The following is a 23,223-nucleotide window of genomic DNA, read 5'->3' on the forward strand; positions in this document are numbered from 1 at the left end:
GGGAAGGCGGCAGAGACCCGCCGCCTTTAAGGCCGCGTAGTATAGCGGTTCAGGGCATTACAGGAAAGGCTTAACGTCGCCAACCCCTTCACGCACCACTACCGGCGAGTCGTCGGTTAAATCAATCACCGTGGTGGGCTGCTGCCCCAGATAACCACCGTGAATGATCAAATCGACCACTTTCTCCAGGCGGTCTTTGATCTCTTCCGGGTCAGATTCAGTAAACTCACTGCCCGGCAGCATCAGCGAGGTGGACAGCATCGGCTCGTTCAGCGTTTCCAGCAGGGCCAGCGCAATCGGGTTCGACGGCACGCGCAGGCCGATAGTTTTCCGTTTTTCCTGGAGCAAACGACGCGGCACGTCTTTGGTGCCCTTGAGGATAAAGGTGTAGTTGCCCGGGGTGTTGTTTTTAATCAGGCGAAACGCCACGTTATCAACAAACGCATAGGTCGACAGTTCCGACAGATCGCGGCACATCAGCGTGAAATTGTGGCCGTTCGGCAACTGACGGATCCGGCAGATGCGCTCCATCGCGCTCTTGTCTTCCAGCTTACAGCCCAGCGCGTAGCCGGAGTCGGTCGGATAAACAATCACGCCGCCTTTACGTACAATGTCCACGGCCTGGTTAATAAGCCGCGGCTGCGGGTTATCCGGATGAACATAAAAAAACTGACTCATACTGCCCTCTCTTTACTCGATTCTGGCGCGTCCCAGCGCTGCCAGACTGGCTGAAGCCCGTCGGGAAGCCAGAGTTTGCGGCCCAGCTCAATCCACGGGCAAGGCTGATGAAAATCCGATCCCTGTGACGCCAGCAGCCCGAATTGGGTTGCATAAGCGGCAAGCTTTGCCCGCTCGTCGGGGGCTTGCTGGCACTGCGCCACCTCCATCGCGTCGCCGCCCTGTTCGGCAAAATGCCCCAGCAAACGCTTGAGCCACTTCGCCGACAACCGGTAACGCCCCGGATGAGCCACCACCGCCAGACCGCCAGAATGGTGAATTACATCAATAGCTTGTTTTATTGTACACCACTGCGGCGGCACATAGCCGGTTTTCCCGCGCGCTAAATAGTGTTTAAACACGTCAGCCATCGAATTGGCGCGCCCGTCTTCGATCAAAAATTTAGCAAAATGGCCGCGGGTGACCGTCCCGCCATCCGCCAGACGCAGCGCCCCTTCCCACGCGCCGGGAATGCGCGCTTTCTCCAGCCGCTCGGCGATCATTTCAGCCCGGCGATGGCGGCGGGCGTGCTGCTCACCAAGAAATTCAATAAGCGCCGGATGTGCAATATCAATGCCCAGCCCGACGATATGGATCTCATGATTTTCCCACAGGGTGGAAATTTCCGTACCGTTGATCAGTTGCAGCGGCAGTTGCTGTCGGGCGATTTCCCGATGCGCGGCGGGCAAGCCTGCGGTGGAGTCGTGATCGGTAATGGCGAGTGTGGTCACACCCATTTCAACGGCGCGGTGCACCAGTTGTTCCGGGGTAAGTGCGCCATCGGAGGCGACCGTATGGCTGTGTAAATCATAAATCACAGCATTCGAAGAGGGATTCAAAAACAGCTCCAGCACATGTGGCATAGCATTCGGGCGTCTATCATAACGATTCCTGATGATTTTCTAAAATCGGGGTTGACATTAAACGCGCGAACCAGTTAACTAGTACGCAAGTTCACACAAGACAGGTATCTGAAGATGAAAGCAAACATGATTGTTAACCGCTGGTGGCGCACTTCCTGAATCAGGGCAGTGAATCCACTGTGCGTCACGCACACCAGATACCCGGCCCGCCATCAAGCGGGCTTTTTTTTGAACAGAATAATGAGATCCGATATGCAAACCCAGAAACCCGCGTTGCAACTCCAGGCTTACGAAGCCGCCTATCGCGATAACCCGACCGCGCTGTTTCATCAGCTGTGCGCCTCGCGCCCTGCCACACTGCTGCTGGAATCGGCAGATATTGACAGTAAAGACTCGTTAAAGAGCCTGCTGCTGGTGGACAGCGCGCTGCGCATTACCGCGCTGGGTGACACTGTCACTATTGACGCGCTGACCGCTAACGGCGCTGCGCTGCTCGCTTTACTGGATACGGCGCTGCCCGCCGGGATCGACAACCAAATCCTGCCCCAGGGCCGCGTGCTGCGCTTCCCGCCGGTCAGCGCGCTGCTGGATGAAGACGCGCGCCTGTGTTCGCTCTCGGTGTTTGATACTTTCCGCCTGCTGCAAGATCTGGTCAGCGTCCCGGCGCAGGAGCGTGAAGCTATGTTCTTCGGCGGGTTATTTGCCTATGACCTGGTGGCTGGTTTCGAAGAGCTGCCTGCGGTTGAGCAGCATAACCGCTGCCCGGACTACTGCTTCTATCTGGCGGAAACCCTGCTGGTGATCGACCATCAGAAAAAGCACATCCGCATCCAGACCAGCCAGTTCACCCCGTCGGACAGCGAAGCGCGCCGCCTGGCGCAGCGTATCGACGAGATCGCGCATCAACTGACCCAGCCTGCCCAGCCGCTGCCGGTGGAAACCGTTCCGGCTATGCGCTGCGAGTGCAATCAGAGCGATGAAGAGTACGGCGCAGTGGTTCGCGATATGCAAAAAGCCATTCGCGCCGGGGAAATTTTCCAGGTGGTGCCGTCGCGCCGCTTTACGCTGCCCTGCCCGTCACCGCTGGCTGCTTATGAAACCTTAAAAAACAGCAACCCCAGCCCGTATATGTTCTTTATGCAGGATAACGACTTCACGCTGTTTGGCGCATCGCCGGAAAGCTCGCTGAAATATGACGCCGATTCACGCCAGATCGAAATCTACCCGATTGCCGGAACCCGCCCGCGCGGCCGTCGCGCCGACGGTTCGCTGGATCGCGACCTGGACAGCCGCATCGAACTGGAAATGCGCACCGATCATAAAGAGCTCTCCGAGCATCTGATGCTGGTGGACCTGGCGCGCAACGATCTGGCACGCATTTGCACGCCGGGCAGCCGCTACGTGGCGGATTTAACCAAAGTCGACCGCTACTCCTTTGTGATGCATCTGGTGTCACGCGTGGTGGGCGAGCTGCGCCAGGATCTGGATGTGCTGCATGCCTATCGCGCCTGCATGAATATGGGCACCCTGAGCGGCGCGCCAAAAGTCCGCGCCATGCAGCTTATCGCCGCAGCGGAAGGCACGCGCCGCGGCAGCTACGGCGGCGCAGTCGGCTACTTCACCGCTCATGGCGATCTGGATACCTGCATTGTGATTCGTTCGGCTTATGTGGAAGACGGCATCGCCACCGTCCAGGCGGGCGCGGGGGTGGTACTCGACTCGGTGCCGCAATCTGAAGCGGATGAAACACGTAATAAAGCTCGCGCGGTGTTGCGCGCAATCGCCACGGCACACCACGCACAGGAGACGTTCTGATGGCCGACATTCTGCTGCTCGATAATATCGACTCATTTACCTATAACCTGGCCGATCAGCTGCGGGCCAGCGGGCACAACGTGGTGATTTACCGCAACCATGTCCCGGCGCAGACGTTAATCGACCGCCTGGCGACCATGAAGAACCCGGTGCTGATGCTGTCGCCCGGCCCGGGCACGCCCTCTGAAGCGGGCTGTATGCCGGAGTTGCTGACCCGGATGCGCGGCAAGCTGCCGATTATCGGCATCTGCCTTGGCCATCAGGCGATTGTCGAAGCCTATGGCGGCTACGTGGGCCAGGCCGGGGAGATCCTGCATGGCAAGGCTTCTAACATCACCCATGACGGCGAAGCGATGTTCGCCGGGCTGCAAAATCCGCTGCCGGTGGCGCGCTACCATTCGCTGGTAGGCAGCAACGTCCCGGCGGGCCTGACCATTAACGCCCACTTTAACGGGATGGTAATGGGCGTGCGTCACGACGCGGATCGGGTGGTGGGTTTCCAGTTCCATCCGGAATCGATTCTCACCAGCCAGGGCGCGCGCCTGCTGGAGCAAACCCTCGCCTGGGCGCTGAAATCACTGGAGGAGAAAAACACCATCCAGCCGATCCTCGACAAGCTGTATCAGGCGCAAACCCTGAGCCGCGAAGAGAGCCACCAGCTGTTCTCCGCGATTGTGCGCGGTGAACTGAAGCCGGAACAGCTGGCGGCGGCGCTGGTCAGCATTAAAGTGCGCGGCGAACACCCCAATGAGATCGCCGGGGCCGCCACGGCGCTGCTGGAGAACGCCGCGCCCTTCCCGCGTCCCGATTACCTGTTTGCCGATATCGTCGGCACCGGCGGCGACGGCAGCAACAGTATCAACATCTCCACCGCCAGCGCGTTTGTGGCGGCGGCGGTCGGGCTGAAAGTGGCGAAGCACGGCAACCGCAGCGTTTCCAGCCGTTCCGGTTCATCGGATCTGCTGGCGGCGTTCGGCATCAATCTGGATATGAATGCCGACGCGTCGCGCCAGGCGCTGGACGAACTGGGGGTCTGTTTCCTGTTCGCGCCGAAATACCACACCGGCTTTCGTCACGCCATGCCGGTCCGCCAGCAGTTGAAAACCCGCACCCTGTTCAATGTGCTGGGGCCGCTGATTAACCCGGCGCATCCGCCGCTGGCGCTGATCGGCGTCTACAGCCCGGAGTTGGTGCTGCCGATTGCCGAAACCCTGCGCGTGCTGGGCTATCAGCGCGCCGCTGTGGTGCACAGCGGCGGCATGGACGAAGTCTCGCTGCATGCCCCAACCCTGGTGGCGGAGCTGCAAAACGGTGAAATCAAAAGCTATCAGCTCACCGCCGACGATTTTGGCCTGACGCCTTATCATCAGGACGCGCTGCTGGGCGGCACACCGGAAGAAAACCGTGACATTCTGACCCGCCTGTTACAAGGTAAAGGCGAGAGCGCTCATGAAGCCGCCGTCGCCGCTAACGTCGCCATGCTGCTGCGTTTGCACGGCGAAGAGGATCTCAGAGCGAACGCTCAACGGGTTATCGAGGTGCTGCGCAGTGGTGCCGCTTACGATCGTGTTACCGCATTGGCAGCGAGAGGTTAAATCATGCAAACCGTGTTAGCGAAAATCGTCGCCGACAAGGCCATTTGGGTGGAAGCGCGTAAAGCACAGCAGCCGCTGGCCAGCTTCCAGAATGAGATTGTGCCGAGCCAGCGCCATTTTTACGATGCGCTGCGGGGCGCGCGGACCGTCTTTATTCTCGAATGCAAAAAGGCGTCGCCGTCCAAAGGGGTGATCCGCGATGACTTTGACCCGGCGCGTATCGCGGGGGTTTATAAGCACCACGCTTCGGCGATTTCGGTGCTGACCGATGAGAAATATTTTCAGGGCAGCTTCGATTTCCTGCCCATCGTCAGCCAGATCGCCCCACAGCCGGTGCTGTGCAAGGATTTTATTATTGACGCGTACCAGATTCACCTGGCGCGCTACTATCAGGCCGACGCCTGCCTGTTGATGCTGTCCGTGCTGGATGACGCGCAGTATCGCCAGTTGGCGGCGGTGGCCCACAGCCTGAACATGGGCGTGCTGACCGAAGTCAGTAATGAAGAGGAGCTGGAACGCGCGATTGCGCTGGAGGCGAAAGTCGTCGGCATCAATAACCGCGACCTGCGCGACCTGTCAATCGACTTAAACCGCACCCGCCAACTGGCACCGCGCCTCGGCGCAGGCGTCACGGTGATCAGCGAATCGGGCATCAATAGCTATGCTCAGGTGCGCGAGCTCAGCCATTTCGCCAACGGTTTCCTGATTGGCTCCGCGCTGATGGGCCAGGACGACCTCAACGCGGCGGTGCGCAGCGTGCTGCTGGGTGAGAACAAAGTATGCGGACTGACTCGCCCGGAAGACGCCAAAGCGGCGTATGAAGCGGGCGCCATCTTCGGCGGGCTGATTTTCGCGCCCTCCTCCCCGCGCTACGTTACGCCGGAGCAGGCCCGCGCGGTGAGTGCCGCCGCGCCGCTGCGCTATGTGGGCGTGTTCCGTGATAGCGCGGTTCAGGAAGTGGTTAATATCGCGGAAACCCTGAAATTATCCGCGGTACAACTGCATGGCAGCGAAGATCAGGCCTATATCAACGCCCTGCGCGACGCCTTGCCCGACGAGGTGGCGATCTGGAAAGCGCTCAGCGTGGCGCACAGCCTCCCGGCGCGCGATCTGCGCTCTGTTGACCGCTATGTATTTGATAACGGCCAGGGCGGCAGCGGCCAGCGTTTCGACTGGTCATTGCTGGCGGGACAGACGCTCGACAACGTCATCCTGGCCGGTGGGCTGGGCGCAGATAACTGCGTCGATGCAGCCAAACTCGGCTGTAGCGGTTTAGATTTCAATTCCGGAGTGGAAAGCGCGCCGGGTATTAAAGACAGCAACAAGCTGGCAGCGGTATTCAAAACGCTGCGGGCCTATTAAGGAAGAGATCATGACAACATTACTGAACCCTTATTTTGGTGAATTCGGCGGTATGTATGTTCCGCAGATCCTGATGCCCGCGCTGCGCCAGCTTGAAGAAGCCTTTGTCAGCGCCCAGAAGGACCCGGCGTTTCAGGCGCAGTTTACTGACCTGCTGAAAAACTACGCCGGTCGCCCAACCGCGTTGACGAAATGCCAGAACATTACCGAAGGCACTCGCACCACGCTGTATCTGAAGCGTGAGGATTTGCTGCACGGCGGCGCGCATAAAACCAACCAGGTGCTGGGCCAGGCATTGCTGGCGAAGCGGATGGGTAAAACTGAAATCATCGCCGAAACCGGCGCGGGGCAGCACGGCGTGGCGTCAGCCCTGGCGAGCGCCCTGCTCGGCCTGAAATGCCGCATCTACATGGGTGCAAAAGACGTGGAGCGCCAGTCACCGAACGTGTTCCGTATGCGTCTGATGGGCGCGGAAGTGATCCCGGTACACAGCGGCTCGGCAACCCTGAAAGATGCCTGTAACGAGGCGCTGCGCGACTGGTCTGGCAGCTACGATCGCGCCCACTATATGCTGGGCACCGCAGCGGGTCCGCACCCGTTCCCGACCATCGTACGTGAATTCCAGCGCATGATCGGCGAAGAAACCAAAGCGCAGATCCTCGAAAAAGAGGGCCGCCTGCCGGATGCGGTACTGGCCTGCGTGGGCGGCGGCTCTAACGCCATCGGCATGTTCGCTGACTTTATCGAAGAAGAGAGCGTGGGGCTGATTGGCGTTGAACCGGCCGGGCACGGTATTGAAACCGGCGAGCACGGCGCGCCGCTGAAGCATGGCCGCGTCGGCATTTACTTCGGTATGAAGTCGCCGATGATGCAGACCGAAGACGGGCAAATCGAAGAGTCCTATTCCATTTCCGCCGGGCTGGATTTCCCGTCGGTCGGCCCGCAGCATGCCTATCTCAACAGCACAGGCCGCGCGGACTATGTGTCGATTACCGATGATGAAGCGCTGGAAGCGTTTAAGACCCTGTGCCTGAAAGAAGGGATTATCCCGGCGCTGGAGTCTTCCCACGCGCTGGCTCACGCCCTGAAGATGGCGCGCGAGAACCCGGAAAAAGAGCAACTGCTGGTGGTTAACCTCTCTGGCCGTGGCGACAAAGACATCTTCACTGTTCACGATATTTTGAAAGCAAGAGGGGAAATCTGATGGAACGTTATGAGCAGGTGTTTAAGCAGCTTGAAGCCCGTAAGGAAGGGGCGTTTGTGCCTTTCGTCACCCTTGGCGACCCCTCGCCGGAACAGTCGCTGCGCATTATCGACACGCTGATCGAGGCGGGCGCGGATGCGCTGGAGCTGGGCATTCCGTTCTCCGATCCGCTGGCGGACGGCCCGACCATCCAGAACGCTACCCTGCGCGCCTTTGCGTCCGGCGTGACGCCCGCGCAGTGTTTTGAAATGTTGGCGGCTATCCGCCAGAAACATCCGCAGATCCCGATTGGCCTGCTGATGTACGCCAACCTGGTGTTCAGCAACGGCATCGACGCGTTTTATCAGAAATGCGCTCAGGTGGGCGTGGACTCCGTGCTGGTGGCGGATGTGCCGGTGGAAGAGTCGGCGCCGTTTGCCGAAGCGGCGCTGCGCCACAACGTCGCGCCGATTTTCATCTGCCCGCCCAATGCCGATGATAATCTGCTGCGCCAGATCGCCTCGCGTGGCCGCGGCTATACCTACTTGCTGTCGCGTGCGGGCGTTACCGGCGCGGAAAACCGCGCCAGCGTGCCGCTGAATCATCTGATCGACAAGCTGACGGAATACCATGCCGCGCCGCCGTTACAGGGGTTTGGCATCTCCGAACCGTCGCAGGTCGAAGCCGCGATTAAAGCGGGCGCGGCCGGGGCGATTTCCGGCTCCGCGATTGTGAAAATCATCGAGAAAAACCTCGACGATCACAGCGCGATGCTGAGCGAGCTGAAAGCGTTTGTGCAAAGCCTGAAGGCCGCCACCCGTCAGGGATAAGAGCCAGGCCGCTTAAGCCTCTGATTCAGGGCTTTTTCAATGAAAACTGGCCGACGAGCGGCCAGTTTACTTCTTTGCAAGACCAGAGAGTCGGCAAAGTTAAAAACGATATCCCGCCGAGAACATAAACACCCACGGATCGATACGCGTTTTGATATTCTGCTGCTCGCCCGCTGCTTTGAATTTCACTTCTGTGTCAATGTCCATGTACCAGACCGACATGTTGATTAACCAGTCCTGGTTGATGATGTAGTCCAGTCCCACCTGCCCCGCCGCGCCCCAGGAGTCTTTAACGCTCAGGTCGCTTAGCTGCGCGTCTTTGCCGGTATCGTTGAAATCTTCATCAAAGAATGTGGTGTAGTTAACGCCAACGCCGATATAAGGACGCGCTTTGCTGGTGGCATCGCCAAAGTACCACTGCGCCATTAAGGTTGGCGGAAGCTGATGAACGGTGGCCAGATCCCCCGTCGCCCCCAGCCCGACTCTGTGACGAAACGGCGTTGCCGCCAGCAGTTCCACGCCGATATTGTCCGTTGCCATCCAGGTGAACGTCAGCCCCAGTTGGGTGTTGTTACTGACGTTAAAGCCGCCCATGCCTAATACATCTTGCGATCCTTCCGTCGGGCGCACCGTCGCGGTACCCGCACGCATAAAAAATTCACCTGCTTCGTGAGCCGGCGCAACACCCGAAAAACAACCCAAAAGCGCCAGAGCCACCGTCAGCTTTTTCATATCCATTCCCTCTTTGTGGTTTTATTTGCGCGGTGAATATACCCATAAAGAAGTAATAAGTGATCTCGTTTCGATCACACTTATTTTGAAAATTTAACATTTATTGATTTAGATTAATTTTTACATGCCATTCACCATGCACCACTTTGCATCTACATCAATTGCTTGTTTGTGTATCAAATGAATTTTGTTTTTAACATCTTGCGCCGTTAATGAAGGCTGGCTAACGTAGTGAAAGATCGGTAAGCGAATTTGATGAATGCGGGTGTACGATGAGTAATGAATGCTTGTCCTGCGGTGCCTGTTGTGCGTATTTTCGTGTCTCTTTTTACTGGGCTGAAGCTGATGATGCCGGCGGAACGGTGCCTGTTGAACTCACTGAGCCCCTGACCCCTTTTCTGCGCTGTATGCGCGGCACCAACCAGCGCCAGAGCCGCTGCGTGGCGCTGCAAGGCGAACCTGGCAAAAACGCCAGCTGCGCGATTTATGAACAACGCCCGTCCCCTTGCCGGGAATTTGCCCGCTCGGGTGAGAATGGCGTGACGGAAGACGCCTGTAACCGCGCCCGCGCCCATTACGGTTTGCCGCCGCTGTACGGTACAGATTTACTGAGCTTGACCATTCACAATGCTGCAACTGACAGGCCATCCAGGGTACAATTGCCGCCAGATTAATACGGCAATCAACTCAAGGAGAGTGCATGTCTATCACGGCAAAATCCGTTTACCGTGACACGGGGAATTTTTTTCGCAATCAGCTGGTTACTATTCTGCTGATCGCGCTGCTATGTGCCTTTATTACCGTTCTTTTTGGGCATGCCTTTTCACCCAGCGAAGAGCAGCTGTCGATTCTGAGCGAGGGCGATAATTTAACCGGGAGTGTTGGGCTGTTTGAACTGGTGCAGAATATGACGCCGGAACAGCAACAAGTGTTATTGCGCGCCTCAGCGGTATCGACCTTTTCCGGTCTGTTCGGCAACGCCATTCTGGCGGGCGGCATTTTATTATTGATCCAGATGGTGTCCGCCGGGCAGCCAGTAAGCGCGCTGCGCGCCATAGGTGCCAGCGCCCCGGTTCTGCCGCGGATGTTCCTGCTGATTTTACTCACCACGCTGCTGGTGCAGGTCGGCATTATGCTGATCGTGCTGCCGGGCGTGATTCTGGCGATTGTGCTGTCGTTAGCGCCGGTGATGCTGGTGCAGGATAAAGTGGGGATTTTTCAGGCAATGCGCAACAGTATGCGTCTGGCCTGGAGCAATATGCGCCTTGTCGCCCCGGCGGTGATGAGCTGGCTGTTGGCGAAAACCGCCCTGCTGCTGATGGCATCCGGCTTTGCCGCGTTGACGCCGCAGGTTGGCGCGATTGTCGCGAATACGCTGAGTAATTTAATTTCAGCGCTGCTGCTAATCTATCTTTATCGCCTGTACATGCTGTTACGCCAATAACCTGTCCCTGCTCCTGGCGGTTGCGTTATAGTCAGGAGCCTTTCGTTACGGAATCGATTATGAAGCAGTTTCTCGACTTTTTACCGCTGATTGTCTTTTTTGCGTTTTATAAGCTTTACGATATTTATGCCGGAACCGCGGCGCTGATTGTAGCTACCGCCGTGGTGCTCATTTATAGCTGGTTTAAATATCGCAAGATTGAAAAGATGGCGCTCATTACCTTTGTACTGGTGGCGGTTTTTGGCGGCCTGACGCTGTTTTTCCACAATGATGAATTTATTAAGTGGAAAGTCACGGTGATTTACGCCCTGTTCGCCAGCGCATTGCTGATTAGCCAGTGGATCATGAAAAAACCGCTGATTCAAAGCATGCTCGGCAAAGAGCTGACGCTGCCGCAAGCCGTCTGGTCACGCCTGAATATCGCCTGGGCGCTGTTCTTTATTGCCTGCGGCCTGGCCAATATTTATATCGCTTTCTGGCTGCCGCAAAGTGTATGGGTCAACTTTAAAGTCTTTGGCCTGACGGCGTTAACGCTGGTATTTACCCTGCTAAGCGGGATTTATATTTATCGCCATATGCCCCAGGAGCATGAAGAAAAGAAATGAGTAATGAACAAACCGCGCCGCAGGGCGAATTAGTATTACGCACTCTGGCGATGCCCGCAGACACTAACGCCAACGGCGATATTTTCGGCGGCTGGCTGATGTCGCAGATGGATATCGGCGGCGCCATTATGGCGAAAGAGCAAGCCCATGGCCGCGTGGTCACGGTGCGTGTCGATGGAATGACCTTTCTGCGCCCGGTGGCGGTAGGCGATGTGGTGTGCTGTTACGCGAACTGCATCAAGCGCGGTAACACCTCGGTGACCATTAATGTGGAAGTATGGGTGAAAAAGGTCTCTTCTGAACCCATCGGCCAACGGTATAAAGCCACCGAAGCGTTATTCATCTACGTTGCGGTGGACGAACAGGGAAAACCCCGGCCATTGCCGGCGTTGAACTAAAAAAAAGCACGCCTGCTGGCGTGCTTTGTTATTTATGGCGTAGGTTATTCAACCGTCGCCCCGCCGTTAATGCGGAATACTATGTTAACTATCAATCCGTTGCCCGGTTTACCCGGCTCATAGCGCCATTTACGCATCGCGTTCTTCACTTCACGCTCGAACATATTGGTCGGTTTGGCCGACAGCACCTGGATATTGTCCACCCGGCCATCGGCGCCCACGTCAAATTTCACCCGCACGTTGCCTTCCATACGCAGCGCGAAAGCGCGCGCCGGATAGGTCGGCTGGTTACGGCTCACCGCACGCGGGCCTGATGGCGCGGCCACGGCAGGCGCTGGCGCAGCCGGACGGTTAGTGATGGTTTTCGCCGGCGTTTTATTCTCAAACGGCGATGCGGCGCGCGGTTCTGCGGGCTTCACTTCGCGCTTCGGCTGCTCTTCCACCTTTTTCACCGGCTTAGGCTTGGGTTTTGGCTTCGGCTTAGGCTCGGGTTTATGGATCACCACCGGCGCTTCTTTTGGCGGTTCCGGCAGCGGTTCGGGTTCCGGCTCCGGTTCGACAACCGGTTCCGGGGGCGGCGGCTCGACCACCGGCTGTGGCGGCTCCAGCGCTTCTGGCGCGACCATGGTCACGGAGATAGGCTGCGAAGGCGCAGGCAGTTCAATAACCTGATGTACCGAGGTATAAAGCAGCCCCGCCACTACGGCACCATGCACCGCCACGGACAGCAGGGTCGGCCATGGAAAACGACGAGGTAAATCGAGGGTCATTGAGGTCATAGCAATTTCGTTAAATGAGCAATGGCTCGATTTTAAATGCAAATAGCAATCATATTCAACAACGCATCACCCATTCATGCAAATCTCATCCGCTAACCCGCAAAAACACCCGGATTATGTTAAGGAATTAACAGGTAATTTATGTTTCCGTTGCAGGATTGGGCGCTTTCCAATACCGTAAATGCTCTTTGCGAATTGTTAAAGGAACGCTGCCTGTGCTTTACGTTATTTACGCTGAAGATAATGCTGATTCTCTGGAAAAACGCCTGTCGGTTCGCCCGGCTCACCTGGCTCGCCTGCAACTGCTGCGTGATGAAGGAAAATTACTCACCGCCGGACCGATGCCTGCCGTCGACAGCAATGAACCGGGTGCTGCGGGTTTTACCGGCTCTACGGTTATCGCTGAATTTGCATCGCTTGAAGACGCCGAAGCCTGGGCGCAGGCTGATCCTTATATCGCGGCAGGGGTTTATAAAACCGTGTCGGTGAAGCCGTTCAAAAAAGTTTTTTGAGAGACGGAACGCTAAAAAATCATCGGGCACCGCATGCGGTGCCCTCTTTTTTTTGCGCTTACAACGCGTGGATTGCAAACAGTAAAGTGCCACGTTGACGATTAACAACACACTTTCTGATGGCGTGGATCCGCATATTGCGTCGCGACTGGGCTTCAAGCCAGCGCGATTTGCGCCGCTGAGTCTGGCGTAACATCCGCCAGCGCCCAACTTCAGTTCTACTACGCCTCATGACTACTACTCTTAAAAAGAACAGACGCGTCATTATAGACCCTTCCTGGTGGCTTCAAAGGAGTTTTCTGGCGCATTTTCTGTTTGATGGAATGCGACTTGTGCGTACACTCATAAGACAGCGAATCAAAAGGATTTTCGAGATATGACGACTTTCTACACCGTAATAAGTTGGCTGGTGTTTTTGGGTTATTGGCTGCTTATTGCCGGTGTAACGCTGCGTATTTTAATGAAGCGGCGCGCCGTTCCCTCCGCCATGGCCTGGCTGCTGATTATTTATATTCTTCCCCTGGTGGGGATTATCGCCTATTTATCGTTCGGCGAACTGCACCTGGGCAAGCGCCGGGCCGAGCGCGCCCGCGCCATGTGGCCCTCCACGGCGAAATGGCTGCATGAATTAAAAGCCTGCAAACACATCTTCGCTGAAGAGAACAGCGAGGTGGCGAGCTCTCTGTTCCAGCTGTGCGAACGGCGTCAGGGCATCAGCGGCGTAAAGGGTAACCAGCTCCAGTTGCTGACGGATTCCGACGATGTGATGCAGGCGTTGATTCGCGATATCCAACTGGCGCGCCACAATATCGAGATGGTGTTTTATATCTGGGCGCCGGGCGGCATGGCCGATCAGGTCGCCGAGTCGCTAATGGCGGCGGCGCGGCGCGGGGTGCATTGCCGCCTGATGCTGGATTCCGCAGGCAGCGTGACGTTTTTTCGCAGCCCCTGGGCGGCGATGATGCGCAATGCCGGCGTCGAAGTTGTTGAAGCGCTGAAAGTGAATCTGTTTCGTGTGTTCCTGCGCCGTATGGATCTACGCCAGCACCGCAAAATGGTGATGATCGACAACTACATTGCCTATACCGGCAGTATGAATCTGGTGGATCCGCGCTTCTTTAAACAGGATGCGGGCGTGGGCCAGTGGGTGGATGTGATGGCGCGTATGGAAGGCCCGGTTGCGACCGCGATGGGCATCGTGTATTCCTGCGACTGGGAAATCGAAACCGGTAAACGCCTGCTTCCCCCGCCGCCCGATCTGAATATTATGCCGTTCGAGCAGGCCAGCGGGCATACTATCCAGACTATCGCCTCCGGGCCGGGCTTCCCGGAAGACTTGATCCATCAGGCGCTGCTCACATCGGTCTACGCCGCGCGCGAATACCTGATAATGACCACCCCCTACTTTGTACCATCGGACGATCTGCTGCACGCCATTTGCACCGCCGCCCAGCGCGGGGTGGACGTGAGCATTATTCTGCCGCGTAAAAACGATTCGCTGCTGGTGGGCTGGGCCAGCCGGGCGTTCTTTACCGAACTGCTGGCCGCCGGGGTTAAGATTTACCAGTTTGAGGGCGGCTTGTTGCATACCAAAAGCGTGCTGGTGGATGGGCAGTTAAGCCTGGTGGGCACGGTGAACCTGGATATGCGCAGCCTGTGGCTCAACTTTGAAATCACGCTGGTGATCGACGATGCCGGTTTCGCCGCCGATTTAGCCGCCGTCCAGGATGATTATATTTCACGCTCCCGCTTGCTGGACGTGCGTTTGTGGGTAAAACGCCCGTTATGGCAGCGGATCACCGAGCGTTTGTTTTACTTCTTTAGCCCGTTGCTGTAAAACGGGCCTCAATGAATCAATCAAGGTAGTGATGATGGAAATGGATCTGAATAATCGCCTGACGGAAGACGAAACGCTGGATCAGGCATACGATATTTTTCTCGAACTGGCGGCGGATAATCTCGATCCGGCAGATATTATTCTGTTTAATCTGCAGTTTGAAGAGCGTGGCGGCGCAGAGCTTTTCGACCCCTCCCAGGAGTGGGAACAGCATGTGGATTTCGATTTGAATCCCGACTTCTTCTCAGAAGTGGTGATTGGCCTGGCAGATAGCGAAGACGGCGAGATCACTGACGTATTTGCCCGCGTTCTGCTGTGCCGCGAAAAAGATCATAAATTCTGCCATATCTTGTGGCGTGAATAACTGGACGCGGCGTGCGCCGCGTCTTATTCCTCGCTTTTCGGTAATGCCCCGCCGCATTGATGGCAATATTTCGCCGAGACCCCATGCCCCTGCGATTTACACTTAGGGCATACCCGGGCTTTTTGTCGGTTCTGCAATTCATTGGTCATTTGCGCGGTCAAAATACCGGTCGGAATGGCAATAACGGAATAACCAATTAAGATCAGCAGCGACGCCACCAGCCGTCCGGCAGCGGTTTGCGGGATAATATCGCCATAGCCCACGGTGGTGACGGTAACGACCGCCCAGTACACCGAAATACCCAACGTTTTGAAGCCGCTCTCTGGCCCCTCGATGCCGTACATCAGCGCCCCGGCAATCACCATAACGATACCGATAAAACTGTAAAACAGGATCAACTGATGCCGGGCATTGACCACTGCACGCCATAAGCTGTTCACCGCAGGCATCATTCGCAGCAGCTTCAGGATGCGGAATACCCGGATCGCCCGCATCGCTCGCCAGATATAAACGTAACTCATGGCGAATTCCGGCCACAACAGCAGCACATAGAGCGGCAGCAGCGTCAGCAAATCGATAATGCCCCAGACGCTCCACGCATAGCGGGCCGGATTGGGCCACACCCACAGCCGCAGTAAATATTCAGCGGTAAACAACAGTGTAAAGCCGATTTCCAGCCCGACAAAGACCATGCGCTGGTCGCGGGTTGGGTGATACTGAGTGCCAAAGCCGGACTCGATAAACACCACAATCACGCTGAGCAGCGCGATAAACCCGCACAGCGCCTCAAAACGCCGGCCGCTGCGGGTACGTTGATCGAATAACCGATAGTAGAGACGCGAGCGCAGCATCGCCATTTCCACACTCTCTTGACAAAAAAGGCCAGCGATTGCTGGCCCGGGGATCATGACATAACGCCTGATGGTGGTCTTGATATTTATGGCTCAGGAATTTCCTTGTTACAGCGGGTCGACCTTCAGACACGACACTGCATGACGGAAGCTCCCTTCCAGCATCGGACGGGTTTTGGCGCATTCCGGCCCGGCAATCGGGCAGCGGGTGCGGAACACACAGCCCGACGGCGGATTGATCGGCGACGGTAATTCCCCTTCCAGCAGCTGGATTTGCTTATTCTTCTCCAGATCCGGGTCGGGGATCGGCACTGCCGACATCAGCGCTTTGGTGTACGGGTGCAGTGGGTTATGGTACACCTCGTCGTAGGTGCCGAGCTCCACCGCATGGCCCAGATACATCACCAGTACGCGATCGGAAATATGCTTAACTACCGCCAGGTCGTGGGCGATGAATATCAGCGACAGCCCCATTTCGCGTTGCAGTTTCTGAAGCAGGTTAACCACCTGCGCCTGAATCGACACATCCAGCGCGGAAACCGGTTCGTCACAGATAATCAGCTTGGGTTCGAGGATCAGCGCGCGGGCAATGCCGATACGCTGGCACTGGCCGCCGGAAAACTCGTGCGGGTAGCGGTTAATCAGGTTTGGCAACAAACCCACTTTCATCATCATTGCCTTGACGCGATCCTGCACTTCCTGGCGCGGCATTTTCGGATGATACGTGCGCAGCGGCTCGGCGATAATGTCGCCGATATTCATGCGCGGGTTCAGCGAGGCCAGCGGATCCTGGAAAATCATCTGGATATCGCTGCGCACGTCGCGCCACTCCTGCGGATTCAGGCCCATCAGATCTTTACCGAGCCACGCCACGCGCCCGCTGGTCGCTTTCACCAGCCCGATAATCGCCCGCGCGAAGGTGGATTTGCCGCAGCCGGATTCCCCCACCACGCCCAGCGTTTCTCCTTCGTACAGACGCAGGGTGACGCCGTCCACCGCTTTCAGGGTTTTCGGCGGTTGCCAGAACCATTGTTTGCCGTCTTTAATCTCGAAATGCACTTTCAGATCGGCGATTTCCAGCAGAACTTTTCTTTCCTGGGTGACAGCGTTCATACCAGCTCCTCCACCGGTTTAAAGCAGGCGCGCAGACGCCCTTCGGCAAATCTTTCCAGCGGCGGCGTAGTGTTGCAGATTTCCATCGCATGCGGGCAGCGCGGCTGGAACGGGCAACCCTGCGGCAGGCGCAGCAGGTTCGGCGGGTTGCCAGGAATGGTCATCAGCGACTCGCCCTCAGCGTCCAGACGCGGCACCGCGTTAATCAAGCCGATAGAGTACGGGTGCGCCGGCTGGTAGAACACATCCCGCGCGCGGCCATATTCCATGGTACGCCCGGCGTACATCACCAATACTTTGTCGCAAATCCCTGCCACCACGCCGAGATCGTGGGTAATCATAATGATGGCGGTATTGAACTCGCGCTTCAGCTCGTTGAGCAGAGTCATGATTTGCGCCTGCACCGTCACATCCAGCGCGGTTGTCGGCTCATCGGCAATCAACAGCTTCGGACGGCACAGCAAGGCCATGGCGATCATCACGCGCTGGCGCATCCCGCCGGAGAACTCGTGCGGGAACATGCGCATCCGCTTGCGGGATTCCGGCATTTTTACCGCGTCCAGCATGCGTACCGATTCCTCAAACGCTTCGGCTTTGCCCATGCCTTTGTGCAGCATCAGCACTTCCATCAGCTGTTCGCCGACCCGCATATAGGGGTTGAGCGAGGTCATCGGGTCCTGGAAAATCATCGAGATTTGCTCGGCGCGCAGGCGGTTTAGCTCGCGCTCCGGCAGATTAAGGATTTCTTTACCGTTAAAGGTGGCGGAACCGCCGATACGGCCATTGGCCGCCAACAGCCCCATCAGGGCGAAGGCGGTTTGCGATTTACCGGAGCCGGATTCGCCGACGATACCCAGCGTTTCGCCCGCTCTCAGGCTGAAATTGAGGTCGTTTACGGCAGTCACGTCGCCGTCCGGGGTGCTGAACGTCACGCGTAAATCTTTTACGTCTAACAGCGCCTGGCTCATCGCCTGTTCATTAATACTCATCAGGGCGCTCCTTAGCGATCTTTCGGGTCGAGGGCATCACGCAGGCCATCGCCGATAAAGTTAAAACAAAACAGCGTAATAACCAGAAAACCCGCCGGGAAGAGCAGCAGCCACGGGGAAACCTCCATTGAGTTCGCCCCATCGCTCAGCAGTGCGCCCCAGCTGCTTAATGGCTCCTGCGTGCCTAAACCCAGGAAGCTCAGGAAGGATTCGAAAAGGATCATGCTCGGCACCAGCAGCGACGCGTACACCACCACCACACCCAGCACGTTCGGCACGATATGCCGCACCACGATATTAGCGGTAGATACCCCGCCGACCTGGGCGGCCTCAATAAACTCTTTGCGCTTCAGGCTTAAGGTCTGGCCGCGCACGATACGCGCCATATCCAGCCAGGATACCATGCCGATAGCGACAAAAATCAGCAGGATGTTCTGACCAAAGAAGGTCACCAGCAGGATCACGAAGAACATAAACGGGAATGAGTTCAGGATTTCCAGCAAACGCATCATCACCGAGTCGACTTTCCCGCCGAGATAGCCCGACAGCGAACCGTAAAGCGTACCCAGCAGCACCGCCACCAGCGCGGCGGCAATCCCCACCATCAGTGAAATTCGCCCACCGATAGCCACGCGCACCAGCAAATCACGCCCGGATGAGTCGGTGCCGAAATAGTGCCCGGACTCCATGTCCGGCGCGCTCGACATCATGCCCCAGTCCGTATCAAAGTAGGTGAACTGCGACAGCATCGGCGCAAAGGTGACGAACAGCGCAATCAGCAGCAGCACTACCAGGCTGGCCAGCGCCGCCCGGTTATGCATAAAGCGACGACGCGCGTCCTGCCACAGGCTGCGGCCTTCCACGTCCAGCTTCTCACTGAAGTTTTCCAGCGCCTCGCTGTTTTTCTTACTCAACATCATGGCGTACCTCAGCGTTAATAACGGATTTTCGGGTCAATGACGGCATACAGCACATCGACCACGGCATTGAACAGGATTGTCAGCGCGCCCACCAGAATGGTCAGGCTCAGCACCAGCGAGTAGTCACGGTTCAGTGCGCCGTTAACAAACAGCTGGCCGATCCCCGGCAGGCCATAAATGGTTTCGATCACCATCGAACCGGTGATGATGCCTACAAACGCGGGCCCCATATAAGAAAGTACCGGCAGCAAAGCAGGCTTTAGGGCATGGCGCAGTACGATGCGCCGCATCGGCAATCCTTTGGCGCGGGCGGTACGAATAAAATTCGAGTGCAGGACTTCAATCATCGAGCCCCGGGTAATACGCGCGATGCTGGCGATATAAGCCAGCGACAGCGCCACCATCGGCAGGATCATGAAGGTCAGCGCCCCGCCGTTCCAGCCGCCGCCTGGCAGCCACTTCAGGGTGATGGCGAAGATTAATACCAGCAATGGGGCCACCACAAAGCTGGGGATCACCACCCCGGTCATGGCGAAGCCCATCACGGTATAATCCCATTTGGTGTTTTGCTTCAGCGCCGCGATAACTCCCGCGCTGACACCCAGAAATACCGCCAGGAAAAACGCCGCGGCGCCCAGTTTGGCGGACACCGGGAATGACGTCGCCACCAGGTCGTTGACCGAATAGTCTTTGTATTTAAACGACGGGCCGAAGTCCCCGTGCGCCAGCTGCTTCAGGTAGCTGAAATACTGGGTGAGGATGGGATCGTTCAGATGGTATTTAGCTTCGATATTCGCCATCACCTCTGGCGGAAGGGTGCGCTCGCCGGTAAAAGGGCTTCCCGGCGCGAGACGCATCATAAAAAAGGAGATGGTGATAAGAATAAACAGCGTCGGAATCGCTTCCAGACAACGACGTAGGATAAATTTTAACATTGCCCGTACCTTCTGGCGTGTGCCTTTATAGTGCGCTTAAACCAGACACAGTGGGGCAAGGAAAGCCGTTTATACCCGTCATACTTCAAGTTGCATGTACGTTGGCTGCACTCCCTCACCCCAGTCATTTACTGGTGTAAGCTCCTGGGGATTCGCTCGCTTGCCGCCTTCCTGCAACTCGAATTATTTAGGGTATATTCAAAACAAACGCCCGTCCCTGCCCCACGCATTGCCATTAATGTTTGATAATATACAGATCTTTCACGTAGATATTATCCAGCGGGTCTTTACCGGTATAACCGCCAACCCAGGGTTTCACCAGGCGGGCATTGACGTAGTAGAACACCGGCGCAATCACAGAGTCTTTATCCAGCTGCTGCTCAGCCTTGTTATACAGCTCGCTGCGCTGCGACTCATCAGTGACGTTGAGCGCATCCGCCATAATCTTATCGAAGGCTTCGCTCTTGTAATGTGCGGTGTTGTTAGAGCTGTTTGACAGCATGGTGTTCAGGAATGACGTCGGTTCGTTGTAATCCGCACACCAGCCGGCACGCGCCACATCAAAGTTACCCTGATGGCGGGTGTCGAGGAAGGTTTTCCACTCCTGGTTTTCCAGTTTGACATTGACGCCGATGTTTTTCTGCCAGATTGACGACACGGCGATCGCCAGTTTTTTGTGCAGATCGGAAGTGTTATACAGCAGGTTGAAAGTCAGCGGCTTATCTTTGCTGTAACCTGCTTCGGCTAACAGCTTACGGGCTTCTTCGTTACGCTTCTCTTGCGTCCAGCCGAACCACTCCGGTTTGGTGAAGTTCGCACCATCGGTATAAGGCGGGGTATAGCCGAAGGCCGGCAGATCGCCCTGGTTCTTCACTTTGTTGACGATAATGTCGCGGTCGAGGCCCAGCTTCAGCGCGGCGCGCACGCGCGGATCGTTAAACGGCGCTTTCTGGTTGTTGATTTCGTAGTAATAGGTGCACAGATACGGGTCGACGTGAACTTCGTTCGGGATCTCTTTTTTCAGTTTCTGGAACAGTTCAATTGGCATGTTGTTATAGGTCATGTCAATTTCACCGCTGCGGTAGCGGTTAACGTCGGTCACTTCCGAAGAAATCGGCAGATAGGTCACCTGATTGATGACGGTTTTGGCGTTATCCCAGTAGTTGGTATTACGCTCCAGCACCATTTTTTCGTTAACCACCCAGCTGGTTAACTTATACGCGCCGTTAGACACGATATTGGCCGGCTGGGTCCACTTCTCACCGAATTTTTCCACCACGGCTTTAGGGACCGGCGCCATAGAGGAGTGCACCAGCAGCTTGTAGAAATAAGGTACTGGCTCGCTTAAGGTCACTTCCAGGGTGTGGTCATCTACCGCCTTCACGCCCAGTTCGGTTGGCGCTTTTTTACCCGCGATGATGTCATCGATATTGGCGATGTGACCATATTGCAGATAGCTTTCATACGGTGAAGCGGTTTTAGGATCGGCCAGACGCTGCCAGCTGTAGACGAAGTCCTGCGCGGTCACCGGGTCGCCGTTGGACCATTTGGCGTCTTTACGCAGATGGAAAGTCCAGACTTTGAAATCTTTGTTATCCCAGGACTCCGCCACGCCCGCTTTTGGATGGCCGTCCGGGCCGGTAATTAATAAGTTCTCAAACAGATCGCGGTTGACGTTAGATTCCGGCACCCCCTCGATTTTATGCGGATCGAGCGACTGCACTTCCGAACCGTTATTGCGCACCAGCGTTTGCTTCTCTGCCAGCTGAACCCCTGCCGGCACATCGGCAGCCATAGCCGACCCTGCGATTAGCGCTGATAAAATACCTGCAGCAACCAGACTTCTTTTTGTGATGATGGACATTGTGTTGTTACTCCACTCGTTATAATGAAGACCTCTTACGGCCTGTTTTTCCCTTAGGGAGTTCTGCACAGCGCAGGAGTGAATAGCCGCTGCCAGATGTTTTTTTACTTCTTCGCTATCAGCGGATGAGAGATTCCGACAGATACTAAGCCAGCGAATGTTTTGGCCGGAAAGTATCAAAAGCGTTCCAGCCGCGCCAATATAATTTGCAAATTTGTTAAGCGTTTCTCTTTTGGAATGGTCAAAATGGATAACTATTGACCATCAAAAGAACAAAACCCGCTTAAAAATTCCTAAAAATCAAAGCAATAAAGCCTTTACATCCTGCACAGGAACAGTGTGGACAGGATTGCCTTACATTTTGCATAAAATTAACAACTGACTATTTTTTAGCAGATAACTCTACGATAGCCACAAAATTACTAATATCATTTCAATAATGTTGCAGCAAGCACCAGAGTTGATTGTGAAAGAAATAACAGGTCAGGCGAGGAATTAATAATCAGTGGAGGGGGAATGTTTTTATACTTCATTGAAAAATAACGTATTTATTCTTCATCACTTTTTGTTATGGGATCCGCTCAGAAATGTGTTTTTTGCAATAATGCGAGTAAAATATCAAAAAAAGACGAAGCCTGGCTTCGTCTTTTTTCGAATGAAAGTTTTTCAGGAAACCAGTCCGGGAAATAACGCTTTAATACCCGTCACGATAAATTCGATTCCCAGCGCCATAAGCAGCAGGCCCATAATACGCGTGATAACGTTAATCCCGGTCTGGCCGAGAAGCCTCACCAGCCAGGGCGCCAGCCGAAATACTCCCCAACAGCACAAGGCGAACAGGGCAATCGCTACCGAAAAACCAATAAGATGAGAAATTGAATGGTAGCGCGTGCCCCAGACAATCGTCGAACTGATCGCCCCCGGCCCGGCCATTAACGGCAACGCAAGCGGCACAACACCAATACTTTCGCGGATGGCGGTTTCTGATTTTTCCTGCTTATTTTGCTTATCTTCACCGAGCTTGCCGCTGATCATCGACATCGCGATGGTCACCACCAGTATGCCGCCGGCGATGCGAAACGAATCAATGGAAATACCGAAGATTTGCAGGATGGCGTCACCGAGAAACAGCGAAGTCCATAAAATAATCGCTACCGAAAGGTTTGCCGTGAGATTGGTTTTGTTGCGCGCCGCCGCCGTCTGATAGCTGGTCATGCTAATAAACACCGGGATAATACCCACCGGGTTGACTAGCGCAAATAATCCTATAAAAAATTTAAAATAGGTCGGCAAATCAAAAAACGACTGCATCACGGCAGGCTCCGCATTTCAGGGGGTAGTTGTGGCTTGCGTAATGTAATGGAAAACCTCAACTGGCGTCACGCTCTTTCACAGCACATTTATCTGAATAATTTCAAAATGATGGAATTATTCATCTGTGTTATAGGTGTGTTGTATTCATGCAACTTTAATATTTGCGTGTTGTAATCAGTATTATTTTGTTAACAAATACCC

Annotated in this window: 24 protein-coding genes and 1 other annotated feature; of the genes, 12 read left to right on the plus strand and 12 right to left on the minus strand. The window is 55.7% G+C overall.

All coding sequences use genetic code 11. The features are described 5' to 3' along the window. Positions 1–57: 57 nt before the first annotated feature. Together FHW74_RS16940 and FHW74_RS16945 are read right to left on the minus strand one after the other, a co-directional pair. The gene (locus FHW74_RS16940) at positions 58–678 is read right to left on the minus strand and encodes an L-threonylcarbamoyladenylate synthase (protein WP_183171545.1); all 621 of its coding nucleotides are present in this window, start codon (positions 676–678) and stop codon (positions 58–60) included. Further along, a complete protein-coding gene (locus FHW74_RS16945) occupies positions 675–1,556 on the minus strand; it encodes a PHP domain-containing protein (RefSeq protein ID WP_183171546.1) in 882 nt (293 codons plus the stop codon). The genes FHW74_RS16940 and FHW74_RS16945 overlap by 4 nt, the downstream gene beginning before the upstream one ends. A gap of 159 nt (positions 1,557–1,715) precedes the next feature. Then, positions 1,716–1,810 (plus strand) — a sequence feature (Trp leader region). A 22-nt stretch (positions 1,811–1,832) separates the two neighbouring features. Here FHW74_RS16945 and FHW74_RS16950 point away from each other — a divergent pair. From FHW74_RS16950 to trpA, 5 genes are read left to right on the plus strand one after another with little or no spacing between them, the layout of a single operon-like run. Then, a complete protein-coding gene (locus FHW74_RS16950; RefSeq protein ID WP_183171547.1) occupies positions 1,833–3,395 on the plus strand; it encodes an anthranilate synthase component 1 in 1,563 nt (520 codons plus the stop codon). Next, a complete protein-coding gene (gene trpD / locus FHW74_RS16955; protein ID WP_183171548.1) occupies positions 3,395–4,990 on the plus strand; it encodes a bifunctional anthranilate synthase glutamate amidotransferase component TrpG/anthranilate phosphoribosyltransferase TrpD in 1,596 nt (531 codons plus the stop codon). The genes FHW74_RS16950 and trpD overlap by 1 nt, the downstream gene beginning before the upstream one ends. A gap of 3 nt (positions 4,991–4,993) precedes the next feature. Further along, entirely contained in the window at positions 4,994–6,352 is a 1,359-nt protein-coding gene (gene trpCF / locus FHW74_RS16960; RefSeq protein WP_183171549.1) for a bifunctional indole-3-glycerol-phosphate synthase TrpC/phosphoribosylanthranilate isomerase TrpF, read from the plus strand. A gap of 10 nt (positions 6,353–6,362) precedes the next feature. After that, entirely contained in the window at positions 6,363–7,556 is a 1,194-nt protein-coding gene (gene trpB / locus FHW74_RS16965) for a tryptophan synthase subunit beta (RefSeq protein WP_183171550.1), read from the plus strand. Next, complete coding sequence (gene trpA / locus FHW74_RS16970; RefSeq protein ID WP_183171551.1) at positions 7,556–8,365, plus strand: tryptophan synthase subunit alpha; 810 nt, start codon at positions 7,556–7,558, stop codon at positions 8,363–8,365. The genes trpB and trpA overlap by 1 nt, the downstream gene beginning before the upstream one ends. A gap of 99 nt (positions 8,366–8,464) precedes the next feature. On the opposite strand, the gene ompW is transcribed toward trpA, so the two are convergent. Next, the gene (gene ompW, locus FHW74_RS16975; RefSeq protein ID WP_183171552.1) at positions 8,465–9,097 is read right to left on the minus strand and encodes an outer membrane protein OmpW; all 633 of its coding nucleotides are present in this window, start codon (positions 9,095–9,097) and stop codon (positions 8,465–8,467) included. 272 nt (positions 9,098–9,369) lie between these two features. Between ompW and FHW74_RS16980 the strand changes: the two genes are divergently transcribed. Genes FHW74_RS16980 through yciA form a run of 4 tightly spaced genes read left to right on the plus strand, consistent with a single transcriptional unit; the run spans position 9,370 to position 11,544 of the window. After that, positions 9,370–9,771 carry a YkgJ family cysteine cluster protein gene (locus FHW74_RS16980; RefSeq protein ID WP_183171553.1) on the plus strand — a complete coding sequence of 134 codons (402 nt, stop codon included), beginning with the start codon at positions 9,370–9,372 and terminating at the stop codon, positions 9,769–9,771. A 26-nt stretch (positions 9,772–9,797) separates the two neighbouring features. After that, complete coding sequence (locus FHW74_RS16985) at positions 9,798–10,541, plus strand: YciC family protein (protein WP_125294350.1); 744 nt, start codon at positions 9,798–9,800, stop codon at positions 10,539–10,541. A gap of 59 nt (positions 10,542–10,600) precedes the next feature. Continuing rightward, positions 10,601–11,146 carry a septation protein A gene (locus FHW74_RS16990; protein ID WP_183171554.1) on the plus strand — a complete coding sequence of 182 codons (546 nt, stop codon included), beginning with the start codon at positions 10,601–10,603 and terminating at the stop codon, positions 11,144–11,146. Beyond that, a complete protein-coding gene (gene yciA, locus FHW74_RS16995) occupies positions 11,143–11,544 on the plus strand; it encodes an acyl-CoA thioester hydrolase YciA (RefSeq protein ID WP_183171555.1) in 402 nt (133 codons plus the stop codon). Before FHW74_RS16990 ends, yciA begins: the two co-directional genes overlap by 4 nt. Before the next feature lie 44 nt (positions 11,545–11,588). Here the strand turns inward: yciA and tonB are convergent, their stop codons facing one another. After that, positions 11,589–12,323: a TonB system transport protein TonB gene (tonB, locus tag FHW74_RS17000; RefSeq protein WP_183171556.1), complete on the minus strand. Its 735-nt coding sequence runs from the start codon at positions 12,321–12,323 to the stop codon at positions 11,589–11,591. A gap of 215 nt (positions 12,324–12,538) precedes the next feature. Between tonB and FHW74_RS17005 the strand changes: the two genes are divergently transcribed. Then, entirely contained in the window at positions 12,539–12,835 is a 297-nt protein-coding gene (locus FHW74_RS17005) for a YciI family protein (RefSeq protein WP_183171557.1), read from the plus strand. 58 nt (positions 12,836–12,893) lie between these two features. On the opposite strand, the gene FHW74_RS17010 is transcribed toward FHW74_RS17005, so the two are convergent. Beyond that, positions 12,894–13,067 (minus strand): YciY family protein, encoded by a 174-nt coding sequence (locus tag FHW74_RS17010; RefSeq protein WP_183171558.1) that lies wholly within the window; start codon positions 13,065–13,067, stop codon positions 12,894–12,896. Positions 13,068–13,211: 144 nt separating this feature from the next. Between FHW74_RS17010 and cls the strand changes: the two genes are divergently transcribed. Beyond that, the gene (gene cls / locus FHW74_RS17015; RefSeq protein ID WP_183171559.1) at positions 13,212–14,672 is read left to right on the plus strand and encodes a cardiolipin synthase; all 1,461 of its coding nucleotides are present in this window, start codon (positions 13,212–13,214) and stop codon (positions 14,670–14,672) included. Between the two features lie 34 nt (positions 14,673–14,706). Continuing rightward, positions 14,707–15,036 (plus strand): HI1450 family dsDNA-mimic protein, encoded by a 330-nt coding sequence (locus FHW74_RS17020; RefSeq protein WP_183171560.1) that lies wholly within the window; start codon positions 14,707–14,709, stop codon positions 15,034–15,036. 23 nt (positions 15,037–15,059) lie between these two features. Here FHW74_RS17020 and FHW74_RS17025 read toward each other — a convergent pair whose 3' ends face one another. From FHW74_RS17025 to FHW74_RS17055, 7 genes are all read right to left on the minus strand, one after another. Beyond that, positions 15,060–15,893: an ion transporter gene (locus FHW74_RS17025; RefSeq protein ID WP_183171561.1), complete on the minus strand. Its 834-nt coding sequence runs from the start codon at positions 15,891–15,893 to the stop codon at positions 15,060–15,062. A 102-nt stretch (positions 15,894–15,995) separates the two neighbouring features. Then, positions 15,996–17,000 carry a murein tripeptide/oligopeptide ABC transporter ATP binding protein OppF gene (gene oppF / locus FHW74_RS17030; RefSeq protein ID WP_183171562.1) on the minus strand — a complete coding sequence of 335 codons (1,005 nt, stop codon included), beginning with the start codon at positions 16,998–17,000 and terminating at the stop codon, positions 15,996–15,998. Then, the gene (locus FHW74_RS17035; protein ID WP_183171563.1) at positions 16,997–17,989 is read right to left on the minus strand and encodes an ABC transporter ATP-binding protein; all 993 of its coding nucleotides are present in this window, start codon (positions 17,987–17,989) and stop codon (positions 16,997–16,999) included. The genes oppF and FHW74_RS17035 overlap by 4 nt, the downstream gene beginning before the upstream one ends. Before the next feature lie 11 nt (positions 17,990–18,000). Beyond that, complete coding sequence (gene oppC, locus FHW74_RS17040; protein WP_183171564.1) at positions 18,001–18,909, minus strand: oligopeptide ABC transporter permease OppC; 909 nt, start codon at positions 18,907–18,909, stop codon at positions 18,001–18,003. 14 nt (positions 18,910–18,923) lie between these two features. After that, positions 18,924–19,844 carry an oligopeptide ABC transporter permease OppB gene (gene oppB / locus FHW74_RS17045; protein WP_183171565.1) on the minus strand — a complete coding sequence of 307 codons (921 nt, stop codon included), beginning with the start codon at positions 19,842–19,844 and terminating at the stop codon, positions 18,924–18,926. A gap of 235 nt (positions 19,845–20,079) precedes the next feature. Beyond that, on the minus strand, positions 20,080–21,708 hold the full coding sequence (gene oppA, locus FHW74_RS17050) for an oligopeptide ABC transporter substrate-binding protein OppA (protein WP_183171566.1): 1,629 nt from the start codon (positions 21,706–21,708) through the stop codon (positions 20,080–20,082). A 666-nt stretch (positions 21,709–22,374) separates the two neighbouring features. Continuing rightward, positions 22,375–23,022 (minus strand): YchE family NAAT transporter, encoded by a 648-nt coding sequence (locus tag FHW74_RS17055; RefSeq protein WP_183171567.1) that lies wholly within the window; start codon positions 23,020–23,022, stop codon positions 22,375–22,377. Between the last annotated feature and the right edge of the window lie 201 nt (positions 23,023–23,223).

The sequence above is a fragment of the Atlantibacter sp. RC6 genome, assembly GCF_014193285.1.
GTDB lineage: Bacteria > Pseudomonadota > Gammaproteobacteria > Enterobacterales > Enterobacteriaceae > Atlantibacter.